Source organism: Bradyrhizobium sp. CAR08, from assembly GCF_052871955.1.
The window spans coordinates 63,163-84,090 of the sequence record NZ_JBIXJX010000011.1; the positions used below are offsets into that span (position 1 = coordinate 63,163).

The 20,928-nt window shown below is 64.2% G+C and carries 17 protein-coding genes and 2 pseudogenes; 4 read left to right on the plus strand and 15 right to left on the minus strand.

Annotation, left to right across the window (positions count from 1 at the left end; translation table 11 throughout):
• Positions 1–20: 20 nt before the first annotated feature.
• Positions 21–440 carry a PaaI family thioesterase gene (locus tag ACIPUD_RS23115; RefSeq protein ID WP_018458472.1) on the plus strand — a complete coding sequence of 140 codons (420 nt, stop codon included), beginning with the start codon at positions 21–23 and terminating at the stop codon, positions 438–440.
• 5 nt (positions 441–445) lie between these two features.
• Here ACIPUD_RS23115 and ACIPUD_RS23120 read toward each other — a convergent pair whose 3' ends face one another.
• Positions 446–1,330: a LysR family transcriptional regulator gene (locus ACIPUD_RS23120; protein WP_018458473.1), complete on the minus strand. Its 885-nt coding sequence runs from the start codon at positions 1,328–1,330 to the stop codon at positions 446–448.
• A 119-nt stretch (positions 1,331–1,449) separates the two neighbouring features.
• Here ACIPUD_RS23120 and ACIPUD_RS23125 point away from each other — a divergent pair, with 119 nt between their 5' ends.
• Positions 1,450–2,073, plus strand: a complete 624-nt coding sequence (locus ACIPUD_RS23125; protein ID WP_446481612.1) for a pyridoxamine 5'-phosphate oxidase family protein — start codon at positions 1,450–1,452, stop codon at positions 2,071–2,073.
• 171 nt (positions 2,074–2,244) lie between these two features.
• Here the strand turns inward: ACIPUD_RS23125 and ACIPUD_RS23130 are convergent, their stop codons facing one another.
• Genes ACIPUD_RS23130 through ACIPUD_RS23140 form a run of 3 tightly spaced genes read right to left on the minus strand, consistent with a single transcriptional unit; the run spans position 2,245 to position 5,790 of the window.
• A complete protein-coding gene (locus ACIPUD_RS23130; protein WP_018458475.1) occupies positions 2,245–2,976 on the minus strand; it encodes an ABC transporter ATP-binding protein in 732 nt (243 codons plus the stop codon).
• A complete protein-coding gene (locus tag ACIPUD_RS23135; protein ID WP_085351706.1) occupies positions 2,973–4,742 on the minus strand; it encodes a branched-chain amino acid ABC transporter ATP-binding protein/permease in 1,770 nt (589 codons plus the stop codon). Before ACIPUD_RS23135 ends, ACIPUD_RS23130 begins: the two co-directional genes overlap by 4 nt.
• 7 nt (positions 4,743–4,749) lie before the next feature.
• Entirely contained in the window at positions 4,750–5,790 is a 1,041-nt protein-coding gene (locus tag ACIPUD_RS23140) for a branched-chain amino acid ABC transporter permease (RefSeq protein ID WP_166517483.1), read from the minus strand.
• A 176-nt stretch (positions 5,791–5,966) separates the two neighbouring features.
• On the opposite strand from ACIPUD_RS23140, the gene ACIPUD_RS23145 reads away from it, so the two are divergent.
• Positions 5,967–6,488 (plus strand): MarR family winged helix-turn-helix transcriptional regulator, encoded by a 522-nt coding sequence (locus tag ACIPUD_RS23145; protein WP_085351833.1) that lies wholly within the window; start codon positions 5,967–5,969, stop codon positions 6,486–6,488.
• 198 nt (positions 6,489–6,686) lie between these two features.
• On the opposite strand, the pseudogene ACIPUD_RS23150 reads toward ACIPUD_RS23145, so the two are convergent.
• The 11 genes and pseudogenes from ACIPUD_RS23150 to ACIPUD_RS23200 form a co-directional block, all read right to left on the minus strand.
• Positions 6,687–7,496: pseudogene (locus ACIPUD_RS23150) on the minus strand (putative bifunctional diguanylate cyclase/phosphodiesterase); the annotation flags it as partial.
• Between the two features lie 64 nt (positions 7,497–7,560).
• Positions 7,561–8,499, minus strand: a pseudogene (locus ACIPUD_RS23155) (PAS-domain containing protein); the annotation flags it as partial.
• Between the two features lie 187 nt (positions 8,500–8,686).
• Positions 8,687–9,970, minus strand: a complete 1,284-nt coding sequence (locus tag ACIPUD_RS23160) for a glycerate kinase type-2 family protein (RefSeq protein WP_446481613.1) — start codon at positions 9,968–9,970, stop codon at positions 8,687–8,689.
• Between the two features lie 192 nt (positions 9,971–10,162).
• Positions 10,163–11,392: an ABC transporter substrate-binding protein gene (locus ACIPUD_RS23165; protein ID WP_204513262.1), complete on the minus strand. Its 1,230-nt coding sequence runs from the start codon at positions 11,390–11,392 to the stop codon at positions 10,163–10,165.
• A gap of 239 nt (positions 11,393–11,631) precedes the next feature.
• Complete coding sequence (locus ACIPUD_RS23170) at positions 11,632–12,858, minus strand: ABC transporter substrate-binding protein (protein ID WP_446481614.1); 1,227 nt, start codon at positions 12,856–12,858, stop codon at positions 11,632–11,634.
• Between the two features lie 121 nt (positions 12,859–12,979).
• Positions 12,980–14,215, minus strand: coding sequence for an ABC transporter substrate-binding protein (locus tag ACIPUD_RS23175; protein ID WP_026233592.1), 1,236 nt, complete (start codon positions 14,213–14,215; stop codon positions 12,980–12,982).
• A gap of 31 nt (positions 14,216–14,246) precedes the next feature.
• Entirely contained in the window at positions 14,247–15,263 is a 1,017-nt protein-coding gene (locus ACIPUD_RS23180; protein WP_026233593.1) for a branched-chain amino acid ABC transporter permease, read from the minus strand.
• A gap of 2 nt (positions 15,264–15,265) precedes the next feature.
• A complete protein-coding gene (locus ACIPUD_RS23185) occupies positions 15,266–16,144 on the minus strand; it encodes a branched-chain amino acid ABC transporter permease (RefSeq protein WP_007599708.1) in 879 nt (292 codons plus the stop codon).
• 12 nt (positions 16,145–16,156) lie between these two features.
• Positions 16,157–16,870 (minus strand): ABC transporter ATP-binding protein, encoded by a 714-nt coding sequence (locus ACIPUD_RS23190; protein ID WP_007599709.1) that lies wholly within the window; start codon positions 16,868–16,870, stop codon positions 16,157–16,159.
• Positions 16,867–17,664, minus strand: coding sequence for an ABC transporter ATP-binding protein (locus ACIPUD_RS23195; RefSeq protein WP_085361635.1), 798 nt, complete (start codon positions 17,662–17,664; stop codon positions 16,867–16,869). Before ACIPUD_RS23195 ends, ACIPUD_RS23190 begins: the two co-directional genes overlap by 4 nt.
• A 66-nt stretch (positions 17,665–17,730) precedes the next feature.
• Positions 17,731–18,597, minus strand: coding sequence for an IclR family transcriptional regulator (locus ACIPUD_RS23200; RefSeq protein WP_018458483.1), 867 nt, complete (start codon positions 18,595–18,597; stop codon positions 17,731–17,733).
• A 127-nt stretch (positions 18,598–18,724) separates the two neighbouring features.
• On the opposite strand from ACIPUD_RS23200, the gene ACIPUD_RS23205 reads away from it, so the two are divergent.
• A complete protein-coding gene (locus tag ACIPUD_RS23205; protein WP_085361633.1) occupies positions 18,725–20,821 on the plus strand; it encodes a 3-hydroxyacyl-CoA dehydrogenase NAD-binding domain-containing protein in 2,097 nt (698 codons plus the stop codon).
• The last annotated feature ends 107 nt before the right edge of the window (positions 20,822–20,928 follow it).

The following is a 20,928-nucleotide window of genomic DNA, read 5'->3' on the forward strand; positions in this document are numbered from 1 at the left end:
GCCACCAACGCGAGACGGACATGACCAGCACCGACATTCCCGCCGGCTTCGAGCCGCACTTTCGCAAAGCCCCGCTCACCGATCCCTGGGAGCCGCTTTACTCCAGGAAGACCGACAACGGCGTCACCGTGGGATTGCGGCTGGCGAAACCGCACACCAACGCGCGCGGGCTGATCCATGGCGGCCTGATCGCGGCGCTGGCCGATGCCGCCATGGGCTACAGCTGCGCGCAGGCGACGGGCTGGACGACCTCGTTGGTCACGATCTCGCTGTCGGTCGACTATGTCGGCGCCGGCGAGATCGGCCAATGGCTCGCGGTCGAGGGTGAGGCGATCAAGACCGGCAGCACGATCTGTTTCGCGCAGTGCCTCGCGAAGGCCGACGGCGCCGTGATCGCCCGCGCCAGCGGCACCTTTCGCGTCGTGCCGAAGAAGGGGTGAGGGCGTCACCCGAATTTCCACTCCGCGGTCTCCACCACGAGATCGACGAAGGCGCGCACCTTGGCGGAGAGCAGGCGCGAGGTCGGGTAGACGATGTGGATCGGCAACGCCGGCTGCTCGTATTTCGCCAACACGATTCTGAGCCGCCCGCGCCGCAGGCCCTCGGCAGCCTGATAGGCCAGCACCCGGGTCACGCCGCCGCCCGCCTCGGCATATTGCAGGGCGGCGTCGGCGCTGTTGCTGGCGAAGCGTGGATTCGGCGCCACCTCGATGTCGCGGCCGTCCTGCACGAAGCGCCAGTTCGCGGATGGACCGAAGGCGATGGTCTGGTGCCCGAGCAATGCCTCCGGCGTCTTCGGCTCGCCATGGCGCTTGAGATAGCCAGGTGTCGCCACCACGATCCGCCGCATCTCGCCGACCTGGCGCGCGACGAGAGAGGAGTCGGCGAGATGGCCGATCCGCACCGCGACGTCGACGGCATCTTCCACGAGATTGACCAGATTGTCCGACAGCCGCAATTCGCAGGCGACCTCGGGATAGCGCTTGAGGTAGGCGATCATGACAGGCCCGACATGCAGCCGGCCGAAGCCGACCGGCGCCGACACCACCAGCCGCCCGCTCGGTCGGTTGCGCTCCTCCCGTGCCGAGCCGTCGGCCTCCTCGACATCGGCGAGGATGCGACGCGCGCGCTCGAGATAGCGCGTGCCGACGTCGGTCAGGGTCACTTGACGGGTGGTCCGCTGCAACAGCCGCGCGCCAAGATGCTCCTCCAGCGCCGCGATCAGCCGCGTCACCGCGGAGGGGGACAGCCGCAGTTTTCGTGCCGCCGGCGCGAAGCCGCGCAGGTCGGCGACGGTGACGAAAACATGCATGGCTTCGAGGCGATCCATGGCATTATTGCATATACAGCAATGATGAAGTGTCAAGCGGGCCGATTGTTTTAGCTGGCGAAAAGTCCATTTTGGATGGCGAAGACGCGGGGATGCGCCGGGATTCAGGAGATCGTCCGATGACGGCAACTCACACCTACGCCAGCGACGTGGCGTTCACGCCGGCGGTGAAGTCGATCCAGACCCGAAAGGGATCACGCGAAGGCTATGCGCATGCCGAGCAGCGCGGCTGGCGCACCGAGGTCGATGAGAACCTCGCGGCGTTCCTGGCCGACGCCAACAGCTTTTATCTCGCCACGGCCTCGGCCGACGGCCAGCCCTACATCCAGCATCGTGGCGGCCCGAAGGGCTTCTTGAAGGTGCTGGACAAGCAGACGCTGGCCTTCACGGACTACGCCGGCAATCGGCAATACATCACGCAGGGAAACCTATCCGAAAATCCCAAGGCCTACATCTTCGTGATGGACTACGCCCATCGCCGCCGGGTGAAGATCTGGGGCGAAGCGCGGGTGGTCGAGGACGACGAGGCGCTGACGACATCGCTGATGCCGAAGGGCTATCGCGCCCGGCCCGAGCAGGTGATCCTGTTCAAGATCGAAGCGTGGGACACGAACTGCCCGCAGCACATCCCGCAAAAGTTCGACGCTGGCGCTGTGGCAGCTGCGCTGGCGGCAAGGGATGCGAAAATCGCGGAGCTGGAGGCGGAGGTGGCGGCGCTGAAGGGGGAGAAGGGGGCAAGCTAGGCCACGATCTTCGTCTCTCCCTGAATCCTCCGATGTCATGCCCCGCGAAGGCGGGCATCCAGTATGCCGCGGCGCCTCGGTTCAAGCACAGCGGCCTCTGGAATACTGGATCGTCCGCCCCTGTGCGCAATTGCGCACGATGACAGATGAGTTTGAGGAAGCGTCTCGAAACTACAACACACTCGCGCCTTCGTGCTGGAAGCCGAGATAGCTCGCCGCCACGCGCTCGTTCGCCGCGATGTCGCTGGCCTTGCCGCTGAGCACGAACTCGCCGAGCTCCATGACATAGGCCTGATCCGCGATCTTCAATGCCGCCTGCGCGTTCTGCTCGACCAGCAGCACGGAGACGCCGGCGGCGCGCAGTTCGGTGACGATGCGGAAAATGTCGGCGACGATGATCGGGGCGAGGCCGAGGCTCGGCTCGTCCAGCATCAGGAGCTTGGGCTCGCCCATCAGTGCGCGGCCCATTGCGAGCATCTGCTGCTCGCCGCCGGACAGCGTGCCGGCGAGCTGCTTGCGCCGCTCCTTGAGCCGCGGAAACAGCGTGTAGACCCGCTCCATCGAGGCTTTCGCCTTGCTTCTCTCGATGCGGAAGGCCCCTAACTCGAGATTGTCCTCGACATTCATGGTCACGAACAATTCGCGGTGCTCGGGAACGAGGCCAAGCCCCATGGCGACGCGGTCCTCGATGTCGAGCCGCGACAGGTCCTGACCTGCGAATGAAACACGCCCTTTCAGCGGCAAAATGCCGATGATGGCGGAGAGCAGCGTGGTCTTGCCGGCGCCGTTGGCGCCGACGATGGTGACGATCTGGTTCTGGCCGACTTCGAGCGAGACCGAGCGCACGGCCTCGACCTTGCCATAGGCGACATGGGCGTTGGCGACGGACAACAGCGCGCTCATGCCGCCACTCCGAGATAGGCCTTGATCACTTCGGGATTGGTCTTGATCGTGGCCGGCGTTCCTTCCGCGATCTTGGTGCCGAAATCGAGCACCACGATGCGGTCGGCGAGGTTCATGACGAAGCCCATGTCGTGCTCGACCAGCAGGACGCTCATGCCGCCGTCGCGCAGCTCGCGCAGCAGCGTCGCGAGCCGCTCCTTCTCCATGTGGCGCAGGCCGGCGGCCGGCTCGTCGAGCAGCAGCAGCATCGGATCGACGCACAACGCACGGGCGATCTCGACGATCCGTTGCTGTCCCAGTGAGAGCGAGCCTGCGAGCTGATGCATCTGCTCGCCAAGTCCGACCCGCTCGATCTGGCGGGCGGCTTCGGCGAGCAGCTTTGCCTCATCAGTGCGGTCGAGCCGCAGCATCGAGGAGATCGGCCCCGAATGGCCGCGCAGATGGGCACCGATCGCGACGTTTTCCAGCACGGTCATATCAGGCACCAGCTTGACGTGCTGGAAGGTGCGGGAGATGCCGAGCTTGACGATCTCCTGCGGCGGCGCCCTGTCGACCTTGTTGCCGAGCACGGAGATCGAGCCCGAGCTGGCCGACAGCACGCCGGTGATCAGGTTGAAGGTGGTGCTCTTGCCGGCGCCGTTGGGGCCGATCAGCGCGACGATCTCGCGAGCCTGGACGTCGAAGGAGACGTTGTTCACCGCGACCACGCCGCCAAATTGTTTCCGGGCCTTCTCGACCTGGAGCAGGACGCTGGATTGGCCGGGCGAGCGGGTGCGCTGCTCCAGTTTCAGCGAAGTGTCTGGCTTCTTGCCACTGGTACGCTGGGGCAGGAACGACATCAGCCAGGGCCAGACGCCGCCGGGTGCGAGCTGGAGCAGCGCCACCAGCATGATGCCGAACACGATGGTCTCGACCTGGCCCGAGCCGGGCAGGATCAACGGCAGATAGCTCTGCAGCACTTCCTTCAGGACCACGACCAGCGCCGCGCCCAGGACGCCGCCCCAGACATAGCCGGCGCCGCCGACCACGGCGATGAAGAGATACTCGATGCCCGCCTGCGCGCCGAACGGCGTCGGGTTCACCGCGCGCTGAAGATGGGCGTAGAGCCAGCCGGAGAGGCCGGCGAGCACGGCGGCATGGATGAACACCAGCATTTTCGCCCGCGGGGTGTGCACGCCGAACGCCTCGGCCGCGACATGGCCGCGCCGGAGCGCGCGGATGGCGCGGCCGGTGCGGGAGTCCAGCAGGTTCATCGTGAGCAACGCCGAGAGGATCACGGCAACCCAGATCGCGTAGTAGATCGAGCCGGGCGAGAGCATTTTGAACGAGCCGATCGACAGCGGCGGGATCGCCGAGATGCCGTCGTTTCTTCCCAAAAATTCCAGCTTGCTGAAGAGATAGAACAAGCCGAGTCCCCAGGCGAGCGTGCCGAGCGGCAGATAATGGCCGGAGAGACGGACCGTGACGAGGCCGAGCAGCACCGCCAGCAATCCGCTGACCAGCAGCGACAGTGGTAGCGTCAGCCAGGGCGACATGCCGTAGGTTGTCGACAGCACCGCGGTGGTGTAGGCGCCGAAGCCGACGAAGGCCGCTTGTCCAAACGAGGTCAGGCCGCCGACGCCGGTCAGCAGCACGAGGCCCATCGCGACCAGGGCCGCGAGGCCGATATTGTCGAGCAGCACGATCCAGAATGGGGGCATGCCCGGAACGAACGGGATCGCCGCCATGATCAGCGCGAAGATGAGGATGGGGAGCCGGCTCTGCATCTTGGCGTCAGTCCTTCTCTTCCTCGACCGCAGGCGCCGCGAGCGAGCGCAGCAGCAGCACGGGAATCAAGAGCATGAAAACGATCACCTCCTTGTAGTTGGAGGCATAGAAGGACGAGAACGCCTCGACGATGCCGACGACCAGCGCCGCGACGGCGGTGAGGGGGTAGCTGACAAGCCCGCCGATGATCGCGGCGACAAAGCCCTTCAGGCCGATCAGGAAGCCCGAGTCGTAATACAGCGTCGTGATCGGCACGATCATGATGCCCGACAGTGCGCCGATGACGGACGCCAGCAGGAAGGCGATCTGCCCGGATAGCGTGGTGCGGATGCCGACGAGCCGGGCACCGAGCCGGTTCACAGCGGTCGCGCGCAGCGCCTTGCCGTAAAGTGTCAACCCAAAGAACAGCCACAGCCCGACGATGAAGGCGATGGTAATGCCATAGACCGTGATGCTCTGGCCGGTGAAGCGCAGCGCACCGCTGGTGAAGGAGCCGGACAGCACGGCAGGTCCGCGCTGGCCTTCGGCGCCGAAGAACAAAAGGCCCAAACCCTGAAGCGCGAGGTGAACGCCCACCGAGGCGATCAACAGCACCAGCACGGAGGTGTGCGCCAGCGGCTGGAATGCGATGCGGTAGAGAAACAGGCCGATCATCGCCACGATCACCAGCGACAGCGCGATGCAGACCGCAACCGGCGGCTTCTGAGCGGCGTAGTAGACGGTCAGCGCCAGCACGATGGCCGGCAGCACGATATTGGTGAGGACGCTGCGCAGCACCATGCGTCCGTGCAGCGCCTTGCGCGCGGCGAACAGGTCGAACGCGAAGGCGCCGAGGCCTAGGGCGAGCGCGAGTTTGGCCGTGCCCGGCATCTGGCCCGCGGCCAGCGAGGCATAGGTCAGCGCGCCATAGGTGACGAATTCGCCTTGTGGAATGAGGATGACGCGGGTGACGGCGAACACCAGCACCAGCGCCAGGCCGAGCAGCGCATAAATCGCGCCATTGGTGATGCCGTCCTGCAGCAGGAACAGCATGATGGTGGTATTCAAGACCGGACGCTCCCCCTCAAAGATTCAGGACCGGTCCCCTGATTGTGGTGGACGGTCCGCTCACAGCCATTGAACAGCGCTGACGATATTTGATATGGTCCATAACAATTATCAAATATAACATCAAGGGTGGCGAACGATCCTCCCGAACTTAACGGGATTGCGAGCATGAGGCGATGACCGTTTCCAAAACCGCTGAAAAGTCTTCAGAAAAACCCGCCGACACAGCCAAGGGCCGCAAGGACGCGGCCGACGGGCCCGGCGAAGCCCTCCAGCTCGGCGAGCTCTCGGAGCAGCTCGGCTATGTCCTGAAGCGGGCACAGCTCAAGGTGTTCGAGAACTTCCTGCGCTGCATGGCCTCGCTCCAGCTCACGCCGGCGCAGTTCTCCGTGCTGCTGCTGGTCGAGAAAAACCCCGGCCGTAACCAGACCGAGATCGCCTCCACCCTCGGCATCCTGCGCCCGAATTTCGTGGCGATGCTCGACAATCTCGAGAGCCGCGACCTTTGCGCGCGGATCCGCTCCACCAACGACCGCCGCTCGCACATCCTGGTGCTGACCGACAAGGGCAAGGCCGTGCTGGCCCGCGCCAAGAAGCTCGTCGCCACCAAGCACGAGGCCCGGCTGAACGAGCTGCTCGGGCCGTCCAACCGCGAAGCCCTGCTCGGGATGCTCTCGAAGATCGCCAACGAGTTTTGACGGTTGATTGCCCGGCGACCGGGCATCAAACCCGGAAGCGCGGGCGGGCTGGCGGCGGTTATGCCGCAGAGCGAACCGGTCGGGCATGGCAGGTGTTTTCGCGGACAGGAAATGGCGCTCGATTTCCTCGGCGGGCAACGGAGGGCTGAACAAATAGCCCTGCATTTCCGTGCAGCCCTCCGCTGCGATCCGGTCCCGTTGCTCCTCGCTCTCCACCCCCTCCGCCGTCGTCGTCATGCCCATCCCGCGCGCCAGTGCCGCCACCGCCCGCACGATGCTGAGGGATGCCGCATTGTTTTCCACGCCGCTGACGAAAGACCGGTCGATCTTGATCTTGTCGAAGGGGAAGCATTGCAGATAGGTCAGTGACGAATAGCCGGTGCCGAAATCGTCCATGGCGACCTTGATGCCCAGCGCCCGGAGCTGGTGCAGCGTCGTCAGCGTTCCGTTCCTGTCCTGCAGAAACACGCTTTCCGTGATCTCGATCTCCAGCCGCCGCGGATCGAGGCCGGAGGCCGCCAGCGCGCCGACGATCACCTCCGTCAGGCCCGGCTGGCGGAATTGCACCGCCGAGATATTGACGGCGACGTGCAGATGGTTCGGCCACCGGCTTGCAGTGGCACAGGCCTGCCGGATCACCCATTCGCCGATCGGCACGATCAGGCCGATCTCTTCCGCAAGCGGGATAAAGCTGTTCGGCGCGACCAGTCCGCGCCCTGGATGTCGCCAACGGATCAAGGCTTCGAAGCCGCTGATATCGCCGCCGTCGGTCTTCACGACCGGCTGGTAGTGCAGTTCGAACTGGCCGGCGGCAAGGCCGTTGCGCAGGTCCTGCTCCAGCCCGCGACGGCTTTGCGCTTCTTCGCCCATGGCCGGTTCGAAGAAGCAGTGCATGCCGCGGCCGTCGCTTTTCGCGCGATACAGGGCCAGATCGGCATTGTGCAGGAGTTGCTCGGGCGTCGAGCCGTCGCCAGGCGCAATCGCGATCCCGATGCTCGCGCCCCGCAATGGTCTGGTGTCCGTCGAGCCCGAACGGAGCGCTCAGCGTCCTGACAACGTCGCGCGCCAGCAGGTCCGCCTCGCTCGAATCGGAAATCGGCGTCTGGAGGATCACGAATTCATCGCCACCCATGCGCGCGACCGTATCGCTGTCGCGCGCGAGCTGCTTGAGGCGGCGGCTGACATCCTGCAGCAGGATGTCGCCGGCCTGGTGGCCCAGGGTGTCGTTGACGGCCTTGAACTTGTCGAGATCGACGTGGTGGATCGCGAACATCCCGCCCTGTTCGAGCGCCTGCTTGAGGCGCTGACCGAGCAGGGCGCGATTGGCGAGGTCCGTCAGCGCGTCGTAGTGCGCCATATGCGCGATCTGCAATTCCGCCTTGCGCTGCTCGGTGATGTCTTCGTGGGTCGCGACCCACCTGAGATCGGGCATCGGTCGGTGCCTGATCTTGAAGGTTCGCCCGTTCTGCATCTCGACGATGCTGTCCATGGCCTCGGCTGACATGGCGACATCGGTCCGCCATTTGGCGTATTCCTCCCGCGTCATCGCCGGCACGCTGCCGACCTCGTAGCGTAGGTCGAGGATCTCCTGGAGCGGCGTGCCCGGACGAACGCGGTCGGGCGGCAGGCCGTACATCTCGATAAAGTGCGTGTTGCAGACCACCAGCCGATGGTCGGCGCTGAAGAAGCAGAGTCCGTGCGACATGTTGTTGATCGCGATGTCGAACTGAAAATTGCGCTCCTGCAACCGCCGACTGAGCTCTTCGCGCTCTGTAATGTCCTCGTGCGTCGCCATGCCGCCGCCGTCGGGCAGGGGATGAATGGTGTAGGCGATGATTCGTCCGTCGGCGAACTGCTGGACCGTCTGCTCACTGACGACCGAACCCTCGGTGCGGGCACGGACATAGGCGCCGGCTTCTCCGCCGATGCTCAGGCCCAGTTTGAGCCGATGCTCGATCAGGTCCTTGATCGGCGTGCCCGGGTGCACCTGGTCGGGCGAGAGCGCGTACATCTCGCGGTAGATCAGCCCGACAATTCGCCCAATTTCGGGACATGTTCCTGAAACTGCGGCGAACGCGAGGTTAAGGGCGGCGATGCCCGCCCCCTGGAAAAGAGGACACCGACGAGAATTCAGAGATCGTTAACCATGTCGTCCGCCGAACCGCGCGGGGCGCCGGCGGGATGGCGATGCCACCGTGTCAGTCGACCAGGATTACCCTGATGTCGTTCACATTGGTCAGCGTAGGCCCCGGCAGCAACAGATCGCCCGTCGCCTCGAAGAACGTGGTCGCGTCGTTGTTGTCGAGATAGGCCTGCGGCTGCAGCCGCTGCGCCGCCATCTTCGCGAACGTCGCCGCGTCGATCAGCGCGCCGGCGGGATCAGTGGGATTGCCGGCACCGCCATCGGCGCCGTCGGTGTCGCCGGCGAGCGCGGAGATGTCAGGCGTGTCCTTCAAGAGGCCGGCGAGCGCCAGCGCATATTCCTGGTTCGGCCCGCCGCGGCCATTGCCGCGCACGGTGACCGTGAGCTCGCCGCCGGAGAGGATCGCGACCCGCTTGCCCTGCGCGCGGGCCTGAAGCGCCAGCCTGGCGTGATCGGCGGCAACGTCGCGGGCCTCCCCTTCGAGGTCGGCGCCGAGATCGATCGTCTCGTAACCGGCCTCATGCGCGAGTTTGACCGCAGCGTCGAGCGATTGCTTCGGACGTGCGATCAATTCGAAATGCGCGCGCGCGAAGGCGGCATCACCGGGCTTGCAGCTCTCGTTGGCGGGGTCCTCCAGCGCGCGGCGCACGGCATCGTCGATGTCGAGCTTGTACCTGGCGACGATGGCGCGGGCATCATTGAGCGTGGTCGGATCGGGCACGGTCGGACCCGAGGCGATCGCGGAAGGGTCGTCATGCGGCACGTCGGAGATCGCGAGCGTCACGATCTCGGCGGCATTTTTGCCCGCGCGCGCCAGCCGCCCGCCCTTGATCCGCGACAGATGCTTGCGCACGACATTCATCTCGCCGATCGGCGCGCCGGAGCGGAGCAGCGCTTTGTTGACCGCCTGTTTCTGCGCGAAGCTGATGCCGTTGACGGGTGCGATCCAGTTCGCCGAGCCGCCGCCGGTGAGCAGCACCAGAAGCAAATCGTCCGGCCCGGCCTCGGCTGCGAGCGCGAGCGTATCGGCCGCGCCCTTCAGGCCGGCTTCGTCAGGCACGGGATGACCGGCCTCGACCACGCGGATGCGGCGCGTCGGCACGCCGTAGCCGTGACGCGTGGTGGCGATGCCGACGAGGCGTTCCGGTGCGAGCCCGAGCGTGTCGAGATAATGCCGCTCGGCGGCGGCGGCCATCGCGGCCGCGCCCTTGCCGGCGGCGAGACAGATCACGCGTCCCTTTGGCGCGGGCCGCAGGTGCGGCGCCAGAGTTGTGCTCGGATGAGCGGCGGCAACGGCGGCGTCGTAGAGCGCGCGGAGCAGGGGGCGTCGGTCGGTCATGACGAAGGGCCTTGAGCGGACAGGAAAGACTGGCGGCGAACGCGCCGCTCACCTGCCTACCGCATCATGCGCCAAAGCGTAAGCCGGCTTTGCCATCATTCGATTGTGCAATCGCGTGATCATAATCGCCGCGCAAGCAAAAACCCCCTGCGATGGTTCGCAGGGGGGTCCGTCGTCGCGTCCTTGATGGGGCTAGCCGCCGACGTCGGCGCTGATCACGTCTCCGAACAGCTCAAACTTCTCGCCTTTGAACTTCTCGAGTTGAAGCTGGCTGATCGGCGCGAAATCGGTCGGCGAGGTGTTGATCTTCACGCCCGGCAGCAGGGCCTCGGTGCGGAAGTCCTTCAGATTCGCCGCTTGCTTCATGACGTTCTCGCGCGTGAGATCGTCACCGCACTGCTTCAAGACCTGAACCAGGGTCTGGGCCACGGCATAGCCGACGATCGTGCCCTTATCGAGCTTGTCGCCCTCGGGGAAGTATTTGGTCATGAAGGCGAGAAAGTCCTTCATGCCGGCATCATTGGCCCACTGCGGATCCGAGACGTCCTTCAGATAATCGGCCGAGATGATGTCCTGGCCGTTCTCGAAGCCGGCAGGCTTCATCACGCTGCCGACGGAGGCAGAGACGTTGTTGAGGAAGTGCAGCGGCTTCCAGCCGATCTCGGCGTTCTTCTTGATCGCCTGGGCTGCGAATTTCGGCGTCGTGATGTTCATGAAGACGTCGGCGCCGGTCGACTTCAGCTTGACGATGTGGTTGTCGATGGTCGGTTCGGAGGTCTCGTAGCTCTCCTCCACGACGATCATCGACGCGGCTTTGGCGCCGAGGCCGTCCTTCAGGCCCTTGAGATAATCCTTGCCGTAATCGTCGTTCTGGAACAGCACGGCGATCTTGGCGTCGGGCTTGTTCTTCAGCAGCCACTTCGCGTAGATCTGCGTCTCGCTCTGGTAGTTGGGCTGCCACCCCATGGTCCAGGGGAAGTTCTGCGGATCGTTCCACTTGGTGGCGCCGGTGGCGACGAAGAGCTGCGGCACCTTCTTCGAGTTCATGTATTTGTGGATCGCCGAGTTCGGCGGCGTGCCGAGCGAGTTGAAGATGAACAGCACCTCGTCGCTCTCGACCAGCTTGCGCGCCTGCTCCACCGTTTTCGGCGGCGAGTAGGCGTCGTCGTAGCTGATGAAGTTGATCTTGCGACCGTTGATGCCGCCTTCGTCGTTGATCTTCTTGAAATAGGCAGCTTCGGTCCGTCCGATGATGCCGTAGGCGGAGGCCGGTCCGCTGTAAGGCATGATGTTGCCGACCTTGATCTCGGTATCGGTCGCGCCGGTGTCGTATTTCTTCTGGGCCGATGCAGTGGAGGCCAAGGCCGCAATGAGCGCGAGCGCCAGTGACGCGGCCGCAAGTTTGCCGGTGACAGCGGGCATTCCTATCTCCCTATTTTCTTGGTGTGTGTGCGTCCCTTTTCTTGTGTTGCCTGTTTTTGGTGACGCAGCCGCAATTCAATACGATTTACCTGATGCCTACAACAGAAAGCCCCTGCGGCGGGGTCGCGGAGGCTGCTTCTTTAGTAGTCAGGGGCGGCCGCGCGCTCGTGTGCGACTGCGAGAAGATACATCCGCTTGAGTTGATGAGCCGATCAGGAGCGAGTTTGAGTTGCGCGGCTTCAGTGGTCGAGCTCGCTCGAGATCACGTCCCCGAACAGCTCCCACTTCTTGCCCTTGAAGCGCATCATCTGGAGCTGCTCGATCGGGCCGAAATCGTCGGCTGCGGTGTTGATCTTGATGCCTGGCAACAGCGTGTCGGGCTGGAAATCCTTCAAGGAGGCGGCCTGCTTCATGACGTTGTCGCGGGTGAGGTCGTCGCCGCACATTTGCAGCACCTTCACCATGGTCTGCGCGGCGGCATAGCCGAACACCACGCCGGCATCGAGCTTGTTGGCCTTGGGATCGTATTTGGCGAGGAAGTTGTAGAATTTCTTCATGCCGTCATCGGCATTCCATTGCGGGTCGGAGGCGTCCTTGGTGTAGCTCGCCGACAGGATCCCTTGCGAGATCTCGAGCCCCGCCGGCTCGAGCACGCCGCCGACCGAGGCCGAGACGTTGGAGATGATGTGGACCGGATGCCAGCTGATCTCGGCCGCCTTCTTGATCGCCTGCGCTGCAAATTTCGGTGTGGTGATGCTGACGAAGATGTCGGCGCCCGAGGCTTTCAATTTCACGACGTGCTCGTCGATTGCCGGCTCCGACGTGTCGTAGCCATCTTCCAGCACGATCATCGAGGCCTTGGGTCCAAGGCCTTCTTTCAGCCCTTTCAGATAGTCCTTGCCGAAATCGTCGTTCTGATAGAGCACGCCGATCTTCCCGTCCGGCTTCTCCTTCATGATGTACTTGGCGTAGATGCGCGCCTCGCTGGCGTAGCTCGGCTGCCAGCCCATGGTCCAGGCATATTGCTTCGGATCGTTCCACTTCGAGGCGCCGCTCGCCACGAACAATTGCGGCACCTTCTTCTCGTTCATGTATTTGCGGATGGCACCGTTGGTGGAGGTGCCGAGCGAGCCGAAGATCAGCAGCACCCCGTCGCTCTCGACCAGCTTGCGGGCCTGCTCCACCGTCTTCGGCGGCGAATAGCCGTCGTCGTAGGAGATGAACTTGATCTTGCGGCCGCCGATGCCGCCCTCGGCATTGATCTTGTTGAAATAGGCTTCCTCGGCCTTGCCGATCGCCGCATAGGCGGAGGCCGGGCCGCTATAGGGCATGATGTTGCCGATCTTGATCTCGGTATCGGAAGCGCCGCTGTCGTATTTCTTCTGCGCCAGGACCGGGCCGCTCATCGCAGTGCACAACGCGAATGCGGCCAGAAAGCCCGCAACCTGAAATCGAACGGCAGTCATCTTTCTCCACCCGGAACGGATCGCCGCCGCATTGAACAAGATTGATGGGGGACGTCAACAAAAAGCCCCCGCGATTCGTTCGCGGGGGCTTCTCGATGTGTCGGACTATAGCGTCAGAGCGTCACTCCGTGGCGATGTCGCCGCTGATGATCTCGCCGAAGAGTTCCCACTTCTCGCCCTTGAAACGCTGCATCTGGAGCTGGGCGATCGGGGCGAAGTCGGTTGGGCTGGTGTTGATCTTGACGCCGGGCAGCAGGGTGTCCGGTGCGAAATCCTTCAACGAGGCCGCCTGCTTCATGATGTTGGCCCGGGTCAGATCGTCGCCGCACATCTCCAGGACCTTGGCCAGCGTCGACGCCGCGCCGTAGCCGTAGACCATGCTGGTGTCGGACTTGTCGGCACCCGGCATGTACTTGTCGACGAACTCGTTCCACTTCTTCATGCCGGGGTCGTTGGCCCACTGCGGGTCCGTGGAGTCCTTGGCATAGGCCGCCGACAGCACGCCCTGCGAGGCCTCGAAGCCGGCCGGCTTCATCACGCTGCCGACCGAGATCGACACGTTGGTGAGGATCTGCAGCGGCTTCCAGCTCAACTCGGCGGTCTTCTTGATGGTCTGGGCCGCGAACTTCGGGGTCGCGTAGATCAGCAGGACGTCGGGATTGGCAGCCTTGATCTTGACGATGTGACCGTCGATCGACGGTTCCGACACCTCATAGCTTTCTTCCATGATGATCATGGACGCGCCCTTGGCGCCCAGGCCGTCCTTGGTGCCCTTGAGGTAGTCTTTGCCGAAATCGTCGTTCTGATAGAGGATCGCGATCTTGGCGTCCGGCTTTTCCTTCAACAGCCATTTCGCGTAGATCTGCGCTTCGCTCTGGTAGGACGGCTGCCAGCCCATGGTCCAGGGGAAGTTCTTCGGGTCATTCCACTTGGTGGCGCCGGTGGCGACGAACAGCTGCGGGATCTTCTTGGCGTTGAGGTATTTCTGGATCGCGCTGTTCGAGGGCGTGCCGAGCGGGTTGAACACGACGATCACCTCGTCGCTCTCGACCAGCTTGCGGACCTGCTCGACGGCCTTCGGCGGCGAATAGCCGTCGTCATAGGTGACGAAGTTGATCTTGCGGCCGTTGATGCCACCCTTGTCGTTGATCATCTTGAAGTAGGCTTCTTCGGTCTTGCCGATGATGCCATAGGCCGAGGCCGGACCGCTATACGGCATGATGTTGCCGATCTTGATCTCGGTATCGGACGCGCCGGTGTCGTATTTTTTCTGGGCAAATGCGGCGCCGGAGGTGAGAGTGATGACCGCCGTTGCCGTCACCAGCGCAGCGGTTCGCAGTGTTCTTTCAAAAAACAATTCGGGTCTCCTTAGCTTAATCAACGGGTTGTCAGTTCTTTCTGAGCCGGCCGACGAGTTGCTGGCCCATGATCGCAATCTGCCTCGCGCCGTGCGGCACGAGGTAGATGACGGCGAACAGGAGGACGCCGAACACCGCGCCGGAGAGGCCCTTGGAGATGCCCTCCGCCATGTTCGGCACGAAGATGATGAAGGCGGCGCCGACGAACGAGCCGGGCAGCCAGCCGACGCCACCGACGACCATGCCGAGGAACAGCGAGATCGCCAGCGTGATCGTGTAGCTGTCGGGCGCGACGAACTGCACGGCGATGGCGCCAAGCGAGCCGGCAACGCCGGTGATGCCGGCGGACACGCCGAAGGCCAGCGTCTTGTACAGTGCGACGTTGACGCCCATCGAGGAGGCCGCGATCTCGTTGTCGCGGATCGCCATGAAGGCGCGGCCCGACCGGGAGCGCAGCAGGTTGACCGAGAAGATGTAGATCGCGAGCACGACGGCGAGCGAGAAGTAGTAGAGCCAGGTGTCCTGCGACATAGGCAGCCCGAACGGCGCGTCGGGCTTGGTGACGACGAGACCCTGCACGCCGCCGGTCCAGTGCTCGAGGAAGTTCAGCTTCAGCAGCTGCGGCATCGCGGTGGCAAGCGCAAAGGTCGCGAGCGCGAGATAGACGCCCGACAGCCGCAGTGCCGGCTTGCCGAACAGGTAGCCGAATGCGAAGCAGACCGCGGCGGAAATCGGAATTGTCAGCGCATAGTTGACGTTGAAGTACTCCATCAGCACCGCCGACGTATAAGCGCCCACGGCGTAGAAGGCGCTCTGGCCGAGCGAGAACTGGCCGGAGCCGCCCGTCAGGATGTTCAAGGCCAGCACCGCGAGCCCGTAGATCAGGAGCATCGTCATCTGGAAGATGATGAAGTTCTTGACGAACACCGGCACGATCAACAGCACCGCCAGCACCAACAGGGAGGTGCCCGTGCCCAGCGTCATCGCCCGCTTCGGAACCGCCTCGACGGCCGGGGCTTCCGTGACGACGTCTTCTGCAGCGCTCATGATCAAACTCGCTTGACGATTTGCCGGCCGAACAGGCCAGCGGGTTTGACGACCAGGACAGAAATGATCAGCGCGAGCGCGATCGGAAGCTTCAGCTCGTTGCCGACGCCGGGAATGTAGGTGCCGGCGAGGTTCTCGAAGACGCCGACCAGGAAGCCGCCGACCACGGCGCCGAACGGGCTGGTCAGTCCGCCGAGCACCGCCGCGGCGAAGCCGTAGATCAGCACGCCGCCCATCATATTGGGCTCGAGGAACACGACCGGTGCGATCAGCATGCCGGCGATCGCACCGATCGCGGACGCCATGCCCCAGCCGAGCGCGATCATCCAGCTCGTGTTGATGCCGACCAGTCGGGCCGATTCAGGCACGGAGGCGGCCGCGCGCATGGCGAGGCCGATCTTGGTGTACTGGAAGAAGAAGTAGAGGCCGAGCAGCAGCAGCACGGTGACGCCGATCATGCCGGCCTGGTGGGTCGAGATCAGCTGGCTGCCGAGGAAGGGCGAGGAGCCGAACGGGGTCGGATACTGCTTAATGGTGAAGTCCCAGATCAGGCCGGCCGAGGAGTTGATGATCGCGAACAGCGCGATAAAGCCGGCGACGTTGGTCAGCACCGGCGCCTTGGCGAGCGGCTTGAACAGGATGCGCTCGATCGCGATGCCGCCGACAAAGGACAATGCCAGCGTGATCACGAAGGCAGCCCAATATGGGATGCCCCATTGCATCAGCTGCCAGGAGATGAAGGTCGAGAACATCGCCATCTCACCCTGGGCGAAGTTGAGATGGTCGATCGCCTGATAGATCATGACCACGGCGAGCGCCATGCAGGCGTAGATCGCGCCCGTGGCGATGCCGGCCAGCACTTGGTTGGTGAACAGCTCCATCGTGCCGGCTCCTCAGTAACCCAGGTAGGATTTGCGGATTTCTTCGTTGTTCGCGATGTCCTTGGCGTTGCCCGACATCACGATGCGCCCGGTCTCGATCACATAGGCCTGGTCGGCGAGCTCCAGCGCGAGCTGGGCGTTCTGCTCGACCACCAGGATCGACACCTTGTCCTCGCGGTTGATCTTGCCGAGGATGCCGAACAGGTCGCGCACCACCAGCGGCGCCAGGCCGAACGAAGGCTCGTCCAGCAGCATCAGCCGCGGCCGCAGCATCAGGGCGCGGGCGACCGCCAGCATCTGCTGCTCGCCGCCCGAGAGCGTGCCGGCCTGCTGCGTGTGCCGCTGCTTGAGCACCGGGAAATGCGCATACATGCGCTCGATGTCGGAGACGATGCCGGCGCTGTCCTTGCGGGTGATGGCGCCGAGCTGGAGGTTTTCCTCCACCGTCATGGTGGTGAAAGTGCCGCGGCCCTGCGGCACATGGGCGATGCCGAACCGAACGATGCTCTCGGTGGAGCGGTTATTCAGCGGCTTGCCGTCGAACTCGATGCCGCCGGTCGAGCGCACCATGTTGCAGATCGCGCGCAGCGTGGTGGTCTTGCCGGCGCCGTTCGCCCCCAGCAGCGTGGTCAGCGATCCCTCGCTGAGCGAGAAGGAGAGGCCGTGGAGCGCCTGGACCTGGCCGTAATAGGCGCGCAGGTCCTTGACGTTGAGCAGTGTCGTCATTGGTCCTTGCTCCCGAGATAGGCCTTGATGACGTCGGGATCCGCCTGCACCTGGGCGGGCGTGCCTTCCGCGAGCTTCTTGCCGAAATTCAGCGCGACGACGTGGTCGGCGATCGACATCACGAGGCCCATGTGATGCTCGACCAGCAGCACGGTCATGTGGCGTTCGTCGCGGATGCGGCGGATGAGGTCGCCGAGCACGTGGACTTCCTCGTGGTTGAGCCCGCCGGCGGGCTCGTCGAGCAGCAGGATCTTCGGATCGGCAGCGAGCGCGCGCGCCAGCTCGACGCGCTTCTGCGTGCCGAACGGCAGGCCCGACACAACGGTGTGGGCAACGTCCTCGAGGTCGAGATAGGCGAGGATCTCGTGCACCTTCTTGTTGACGTCGCTCTCGCTGCGGCGAACCCAGGCCAGCCGCAGCGAGTCACTGATGATGTCGCTGGAGGTGCGGGCATGGGTGCCGACGCGGACATTGTCCATCACCGACAAATTCGGAAACAGCGCCACGTTCTGGAAGGTGCGGCCGATGCCGATCTCCGCGATCCGGTGCGGCGGGCGCGTCAGGATGCTCGCGCCCTCCATCAGGATGTCGCCGGACGACGGCTGGTAGAGCCGCGAGAGGCAGTTGAAGAGCGTGGTCTTGCCGGCGCCGTTGGGGCCGATCAAGCCGAGGATCTGGCCCTTGTGCATGTCAAAGGACACACCATTGAGCGCGACGATGCCGCCGAACACGACGCTGACGTCGCGAACCGCGAGCAGGGGCGATGTCCCCTGCGCGAGCTGTGCCTGCGTCATCTCGTCTCGCCCACTGTGTTCAGTGAGCGAAGGGGCGATGTGAACCGCTCCCGATGATGACAAAGGCTATCTGATCCCCTCGGCCACACGCGCAACTTTCCCTCCTGATTTCAGCTTTTTGCTGACGTCTTTTTTGGAATGCGGCATCAGACCCCCGAGTGCCGCTTCGATGTTCCTTACCATCGCAAGCAGACGCGGTCCAATGTCGTTGATCAAACGCTCTTCCGTGAAGCGGAATGCGGGCGCGCCGCAATTGAATGCGTAGGGACCGGTTCCGTCGTTGAGCCTGAGCGCGACGCCGGCGGCGCCGATGTCGTCGTGCCAGTCGCCGACCGAAATCGCAAATCCATATTTCGCGACCGTCTCGCCGGAACGTTCCAAGCCGTCGCGCATCTTGGGCCAGCGGCTGCCGTAATGTTCGCGCAAGACGCGGGACAGTTCAGCGCGATTGTCTTCGTCGAGTGCCCAGAAATAGGCGCGGCCCATCGCGCTGGTTGCAATCGGCACCCGGGAGCCGACGTCCAGTTGAACGCCGACCGTCTCGCTGCCACGGCTCTGCCCGAAATAGATCATGCTGTGCCGGTCGCGGCCGCCGATGGCGACGGCACCGCCGGTCGCACGCATCATTTCCTCGCGAAACGGCTCGGACAAATGCCGAACGCCGAGATTGGACAACGCGGCGTAGCCGAGCGCCATCGCGGCCGGCGCAAGCTGATATTTCTCGAAGCGGGGAACCGGCGTCAGATAGCCGAGCTTGGTCAAGGTATAGGTCAGCCGCGAAACCGTCGGCTTGGGCAAATTGGTGCGGGCCGCGATTTCCTGATTGCCAAGAAGTCCGTCGCTGGGCTGGAATGCGCGCAATACGTCAAGTCCGCGGGAAAGCGCGACGACGAAATTCCGATCGGTCGCTGTCTTCTTTCCTGTACGCTTCATCCCTGATCTGCTTCTTGCGCGGAGTCGTTGACAAGCCACGTGCTTCAAAATAACCCTGCCGTCAAGATGCGGAATTAAATTCCGCAATGCGAAATTGAACAAAGTTACCCCACCAAGGAGGGACACCGTGAGCGAAGTGGTCAAGCTTGAGCGTCATGACGAAGTCGGGATCGTCACGGTCGACAGCCCTCCGGTCAACGCACTGAGCGCTGCGGTTCGCGGCGGAATTCTGGAGTGCATCAAGGCGGCGGTCGCAGATCCCGTCATCAAGGGCATCGTGCTGACCTGTGCCGGCCGCACCTTCATCGCGGGCGCCGACATCACCGAATTCGGCAAGCCGCCGAAGCCGCCCGCCCTTAACGACGTGCTTTCCGAGATCGAGAATTCACCGAAGCCGGTCGTGGCTGCGATCCACGGCACCGCGCTCGGCGGTGGCCTCGAGGTCGCGCTCGCCTGTCATTTCCGCGTCGCGGTGAAGGAAGCCAAGCTCGGCCTCCCCGAGGTGAAGCTCGGCCTGCTGCCGGGCGCCGGCGGCACCCAGCGCCTGCCGCGCGCTGTTGGACCGGAGCTCGCGGTCAAGATGATCGTCGGCGGTGATCCGATCGGTGCGGCGGAAGCGCTGAAGAACGGTCTGATCGAGGAGATCGTCGAGGGCCCGGCCGCCGGAGGCGAAGCCTTCGTACGAAAGCTGCTGGCTGAGAAGCGTCCGCTGCGCCGCCTGCGTGACGACGACTCCAAGATCGCGGCGGCCAAGGCCGACCGCTCGATCTTCACCAATGCGGTCGCCGCCATGACCAAGAAGTCGCGCGGCCTGGAAGCGCCGTTCGCGGCGGCCGACGCCGTCGGCTACGCCATCGACCTGCCGTTCGACGAAGGTCTGAAGAAGGAGCGCGAGGGCTTCCTGAAGCTCGTCGCCAGCGATCAGTCCAAGGCGCAGCGTTATGCCTTCTTCGCCGAGCGCGAGGCCAGCAAGATCGCCGGCGTTCCTGAAGGGACCAAGCCGCGGCCCGTGAACCGCGTCGCCATCCTCGGCGCCGGCACGATGGGCGGCGGCATCGCGATGTCCTTTGCCAATGCCGGCTTTCCCGTCACCCTGATCGAGACAGGCGAGGAGCAGCTCAAGCGCGGCATGGGCATCATGCAGAAGAACTGGGAAGCGACCGCGGCGCGGGGCGGCATCCCGGCGGATGCGCCCGCGAAGCGCATGGCGCTGATCAACGGCGTCGTGGGCATCGAGAACGTCGGCGACGCCGACCTCGTCATCGAAGCCGTGTTCGAGACCATGGCAGTGAAAAAGGAAGTGTTCGGCAAGCTCGACCAGTACGTCAAGCCGGGCGCCGTGCTCGCCTCCAACACCTCCTACCTGAACATCGACGAGATCGCGAAGTCGACCAAGCGTCCGCAGGACGTGCTCGGCATGCACTTCTTCTCGCCCGCCAACGTCATGAAATTGTGCGAGATCGTGCGCGCCGACAAGACCGCGCCGGATGCCCTCGTGACGGCGGTCTCGATCGCGCGCAAGATCGCAAAAGTGCCGGCCGTGGTCGGCGTCTGCGACGGCTTTGTCGGCAACCGCATGCTGGCCCAGCGCGGCAAGCAGTCGGAGAAGCTGCTGTTCGAAGGCGCGCTTCCGCAGCAGGTCGACGCCGTCGTGACGAAGTTCGGCATGCCGATGGGGCCGTTCGCGATGGGTGACCTCGCCGGCCTCGACATCGGCTGGCGCTCGCGCAAGGACCGCGGCATCAAGTCGGAGATCGCGGATGCGCTCTGCGAAGCCGGACGCTTCGGCCAGAAGACCGGCAAGGGCTATTACAAATACGAAGCCGGCTCCCGTTCGGCGCTGCCCGATCCCGAAGTCGAGAAGCTGATCGATGAGACGCTGCTTCGTTTGGGCCGCAAGAAGCGCGTCGTCAGCGACGATGAGATCCTCGAGCGCATGATGTACCCGATGATCAACGAGGGCGCGAAGATCCTGGAAGAGGGCATTGCCGCGCGCCCGTCCGATATCGACGTGGTCTGGCTCTATGGCTATGGCTGGCCGATCTACCGCGGCGGCCCGATGTTCTGGGCCGACACCGTCGGCCTCAAGCACATCGCCGATCGGCTCTCCTACTACGCCAAGGAGACCAACGATCCGAGCCTCGAGCCCGCGCCGCTGCTGAAGAAGCTCGCGGCCGAAGGCAAGACCTTCGCCTCGCTCGCGGCGGGCTCGAAAGCGGCGTGATTGGATTGGCGGTGGCTGTGATGTCTCGTCCCGGGCAACGCTCTCTCCGTTCCCTCCCCCCTTGTGGGGGAGGGTCAGGGAGGGGGGCAGCCCCGGGCGCCGGCGTT

What these genes read in the sequence shown, in the direction of transcription:
- ACIPUD_RS23115 (WP_018458472.1), top strand. Translation starts at nt 21, where the DNA reads ATGACCAGCACCGACATTCCCGCCGGCTTCGAGCCGCACTTTCGCAAA.
- ACIPUD_RS23120 (WP_018458473.1), bottom strand. Translation starts at nt 1,330, where the DNA reads ATGGATCGCCTCGAAGCCATGCATGTTTTCGTCACCGTCGCCGACCTG.
- ACIPUD_RS23125 (WP_446481612.1), top strand. Translation starts at nt 1,450, where the DNA reads ATGACGGCAACTCACACCTACGCCAGCGACGTGGCGTTCACGCCGGCG.
- ACIPUD_RS23130 (WP_018458475.1), bottom strand. Translation starts at nt 2,976, where the DNA reads ATGAGCGCGCTGTTGTCCGTCGCCAACGCCCATGTCGCCTATGGCAAG.
- ACIPUD_RS23135 (WP_085351706.1), bottom strand. Translation starts at nt 4,742, where the DNA reads ATGCAGAGCCGGCTCCCCATCCTCATCTTCGCGCTGATCATGGCGGCG.
- ACIPUD_RS23145 (WP_085351833.1), top strand. Translation starts at nt 5,967, where the DNA reads ATGACCGTTTCCAAAACCGCTGAAAAGTCTTCAGAAAAACCCGCCGAC.
- ACIPUD_RS23160 (WP_446481613.1), bottom strand. Translation starts at nt 9,970, where the DNA reads ATGACCGACCGACGCCCCCTGCTCCGCGCGCTCTACGACGCCGCCGTT.
- ACIPUD_RS23165 (WP_204513262.1), bottom strand. Translation starts at nt 11,392, where the DNA reads ATGCCCGCTGTCACCGGCAAACTTGCGGCCGCGTCACTGGCGCTCGCG.
- ACIPUD_RS23170 (WP_446481614.1), bottom strand. Translation starts at nt 12,858, where the DNA reads ATGACTGCCGTTCGATTTCAGGTTGCGGGCTTTCTGGCCGCATTCGCG.
- ACIPUD_RS23180 (WP_026233593.1), bottom strand. Translation starts at nt 15,263, where the DNA reads ATGAGCGCTGCAGAAGACGTCGTCACGGAAGCCCCGGCCGTCGAGGCG.
- ACIPUD_RS23185 (WP_007599708.1), bottom strand. Translation starts at nt 16,144, where the DNA reads ATGGAGCTGTTCACCAACCAAGTGCTGGCCGGCATCGCCACGGGCGCG.
- ACIPUD_RS23190 (WP_007599709.1), bottom strand. Translation starts at nt 16,870, where the DNA reads ATGACGACACTGCTCAACGTCAAGGACCTGCGCGCCTATTACGGCCAG.
- ACIPUD_RS23195 (WP_085361635.1), bottom strand. Translation starts at nt 17,664, where the DNA reads ATGACGCAGGCACAGCTCGCGCAGGGGACATCGCCCCTGCTCGCGGTT.
- ACIPUD_RS23200 (WP_018458483.1), bottom strand. Translation starts at nt 18,597, where the DNA reads ATGAAGCGTACAGGAAAGAAGACAGCGACCGATCGGAATTTCGTCGTC.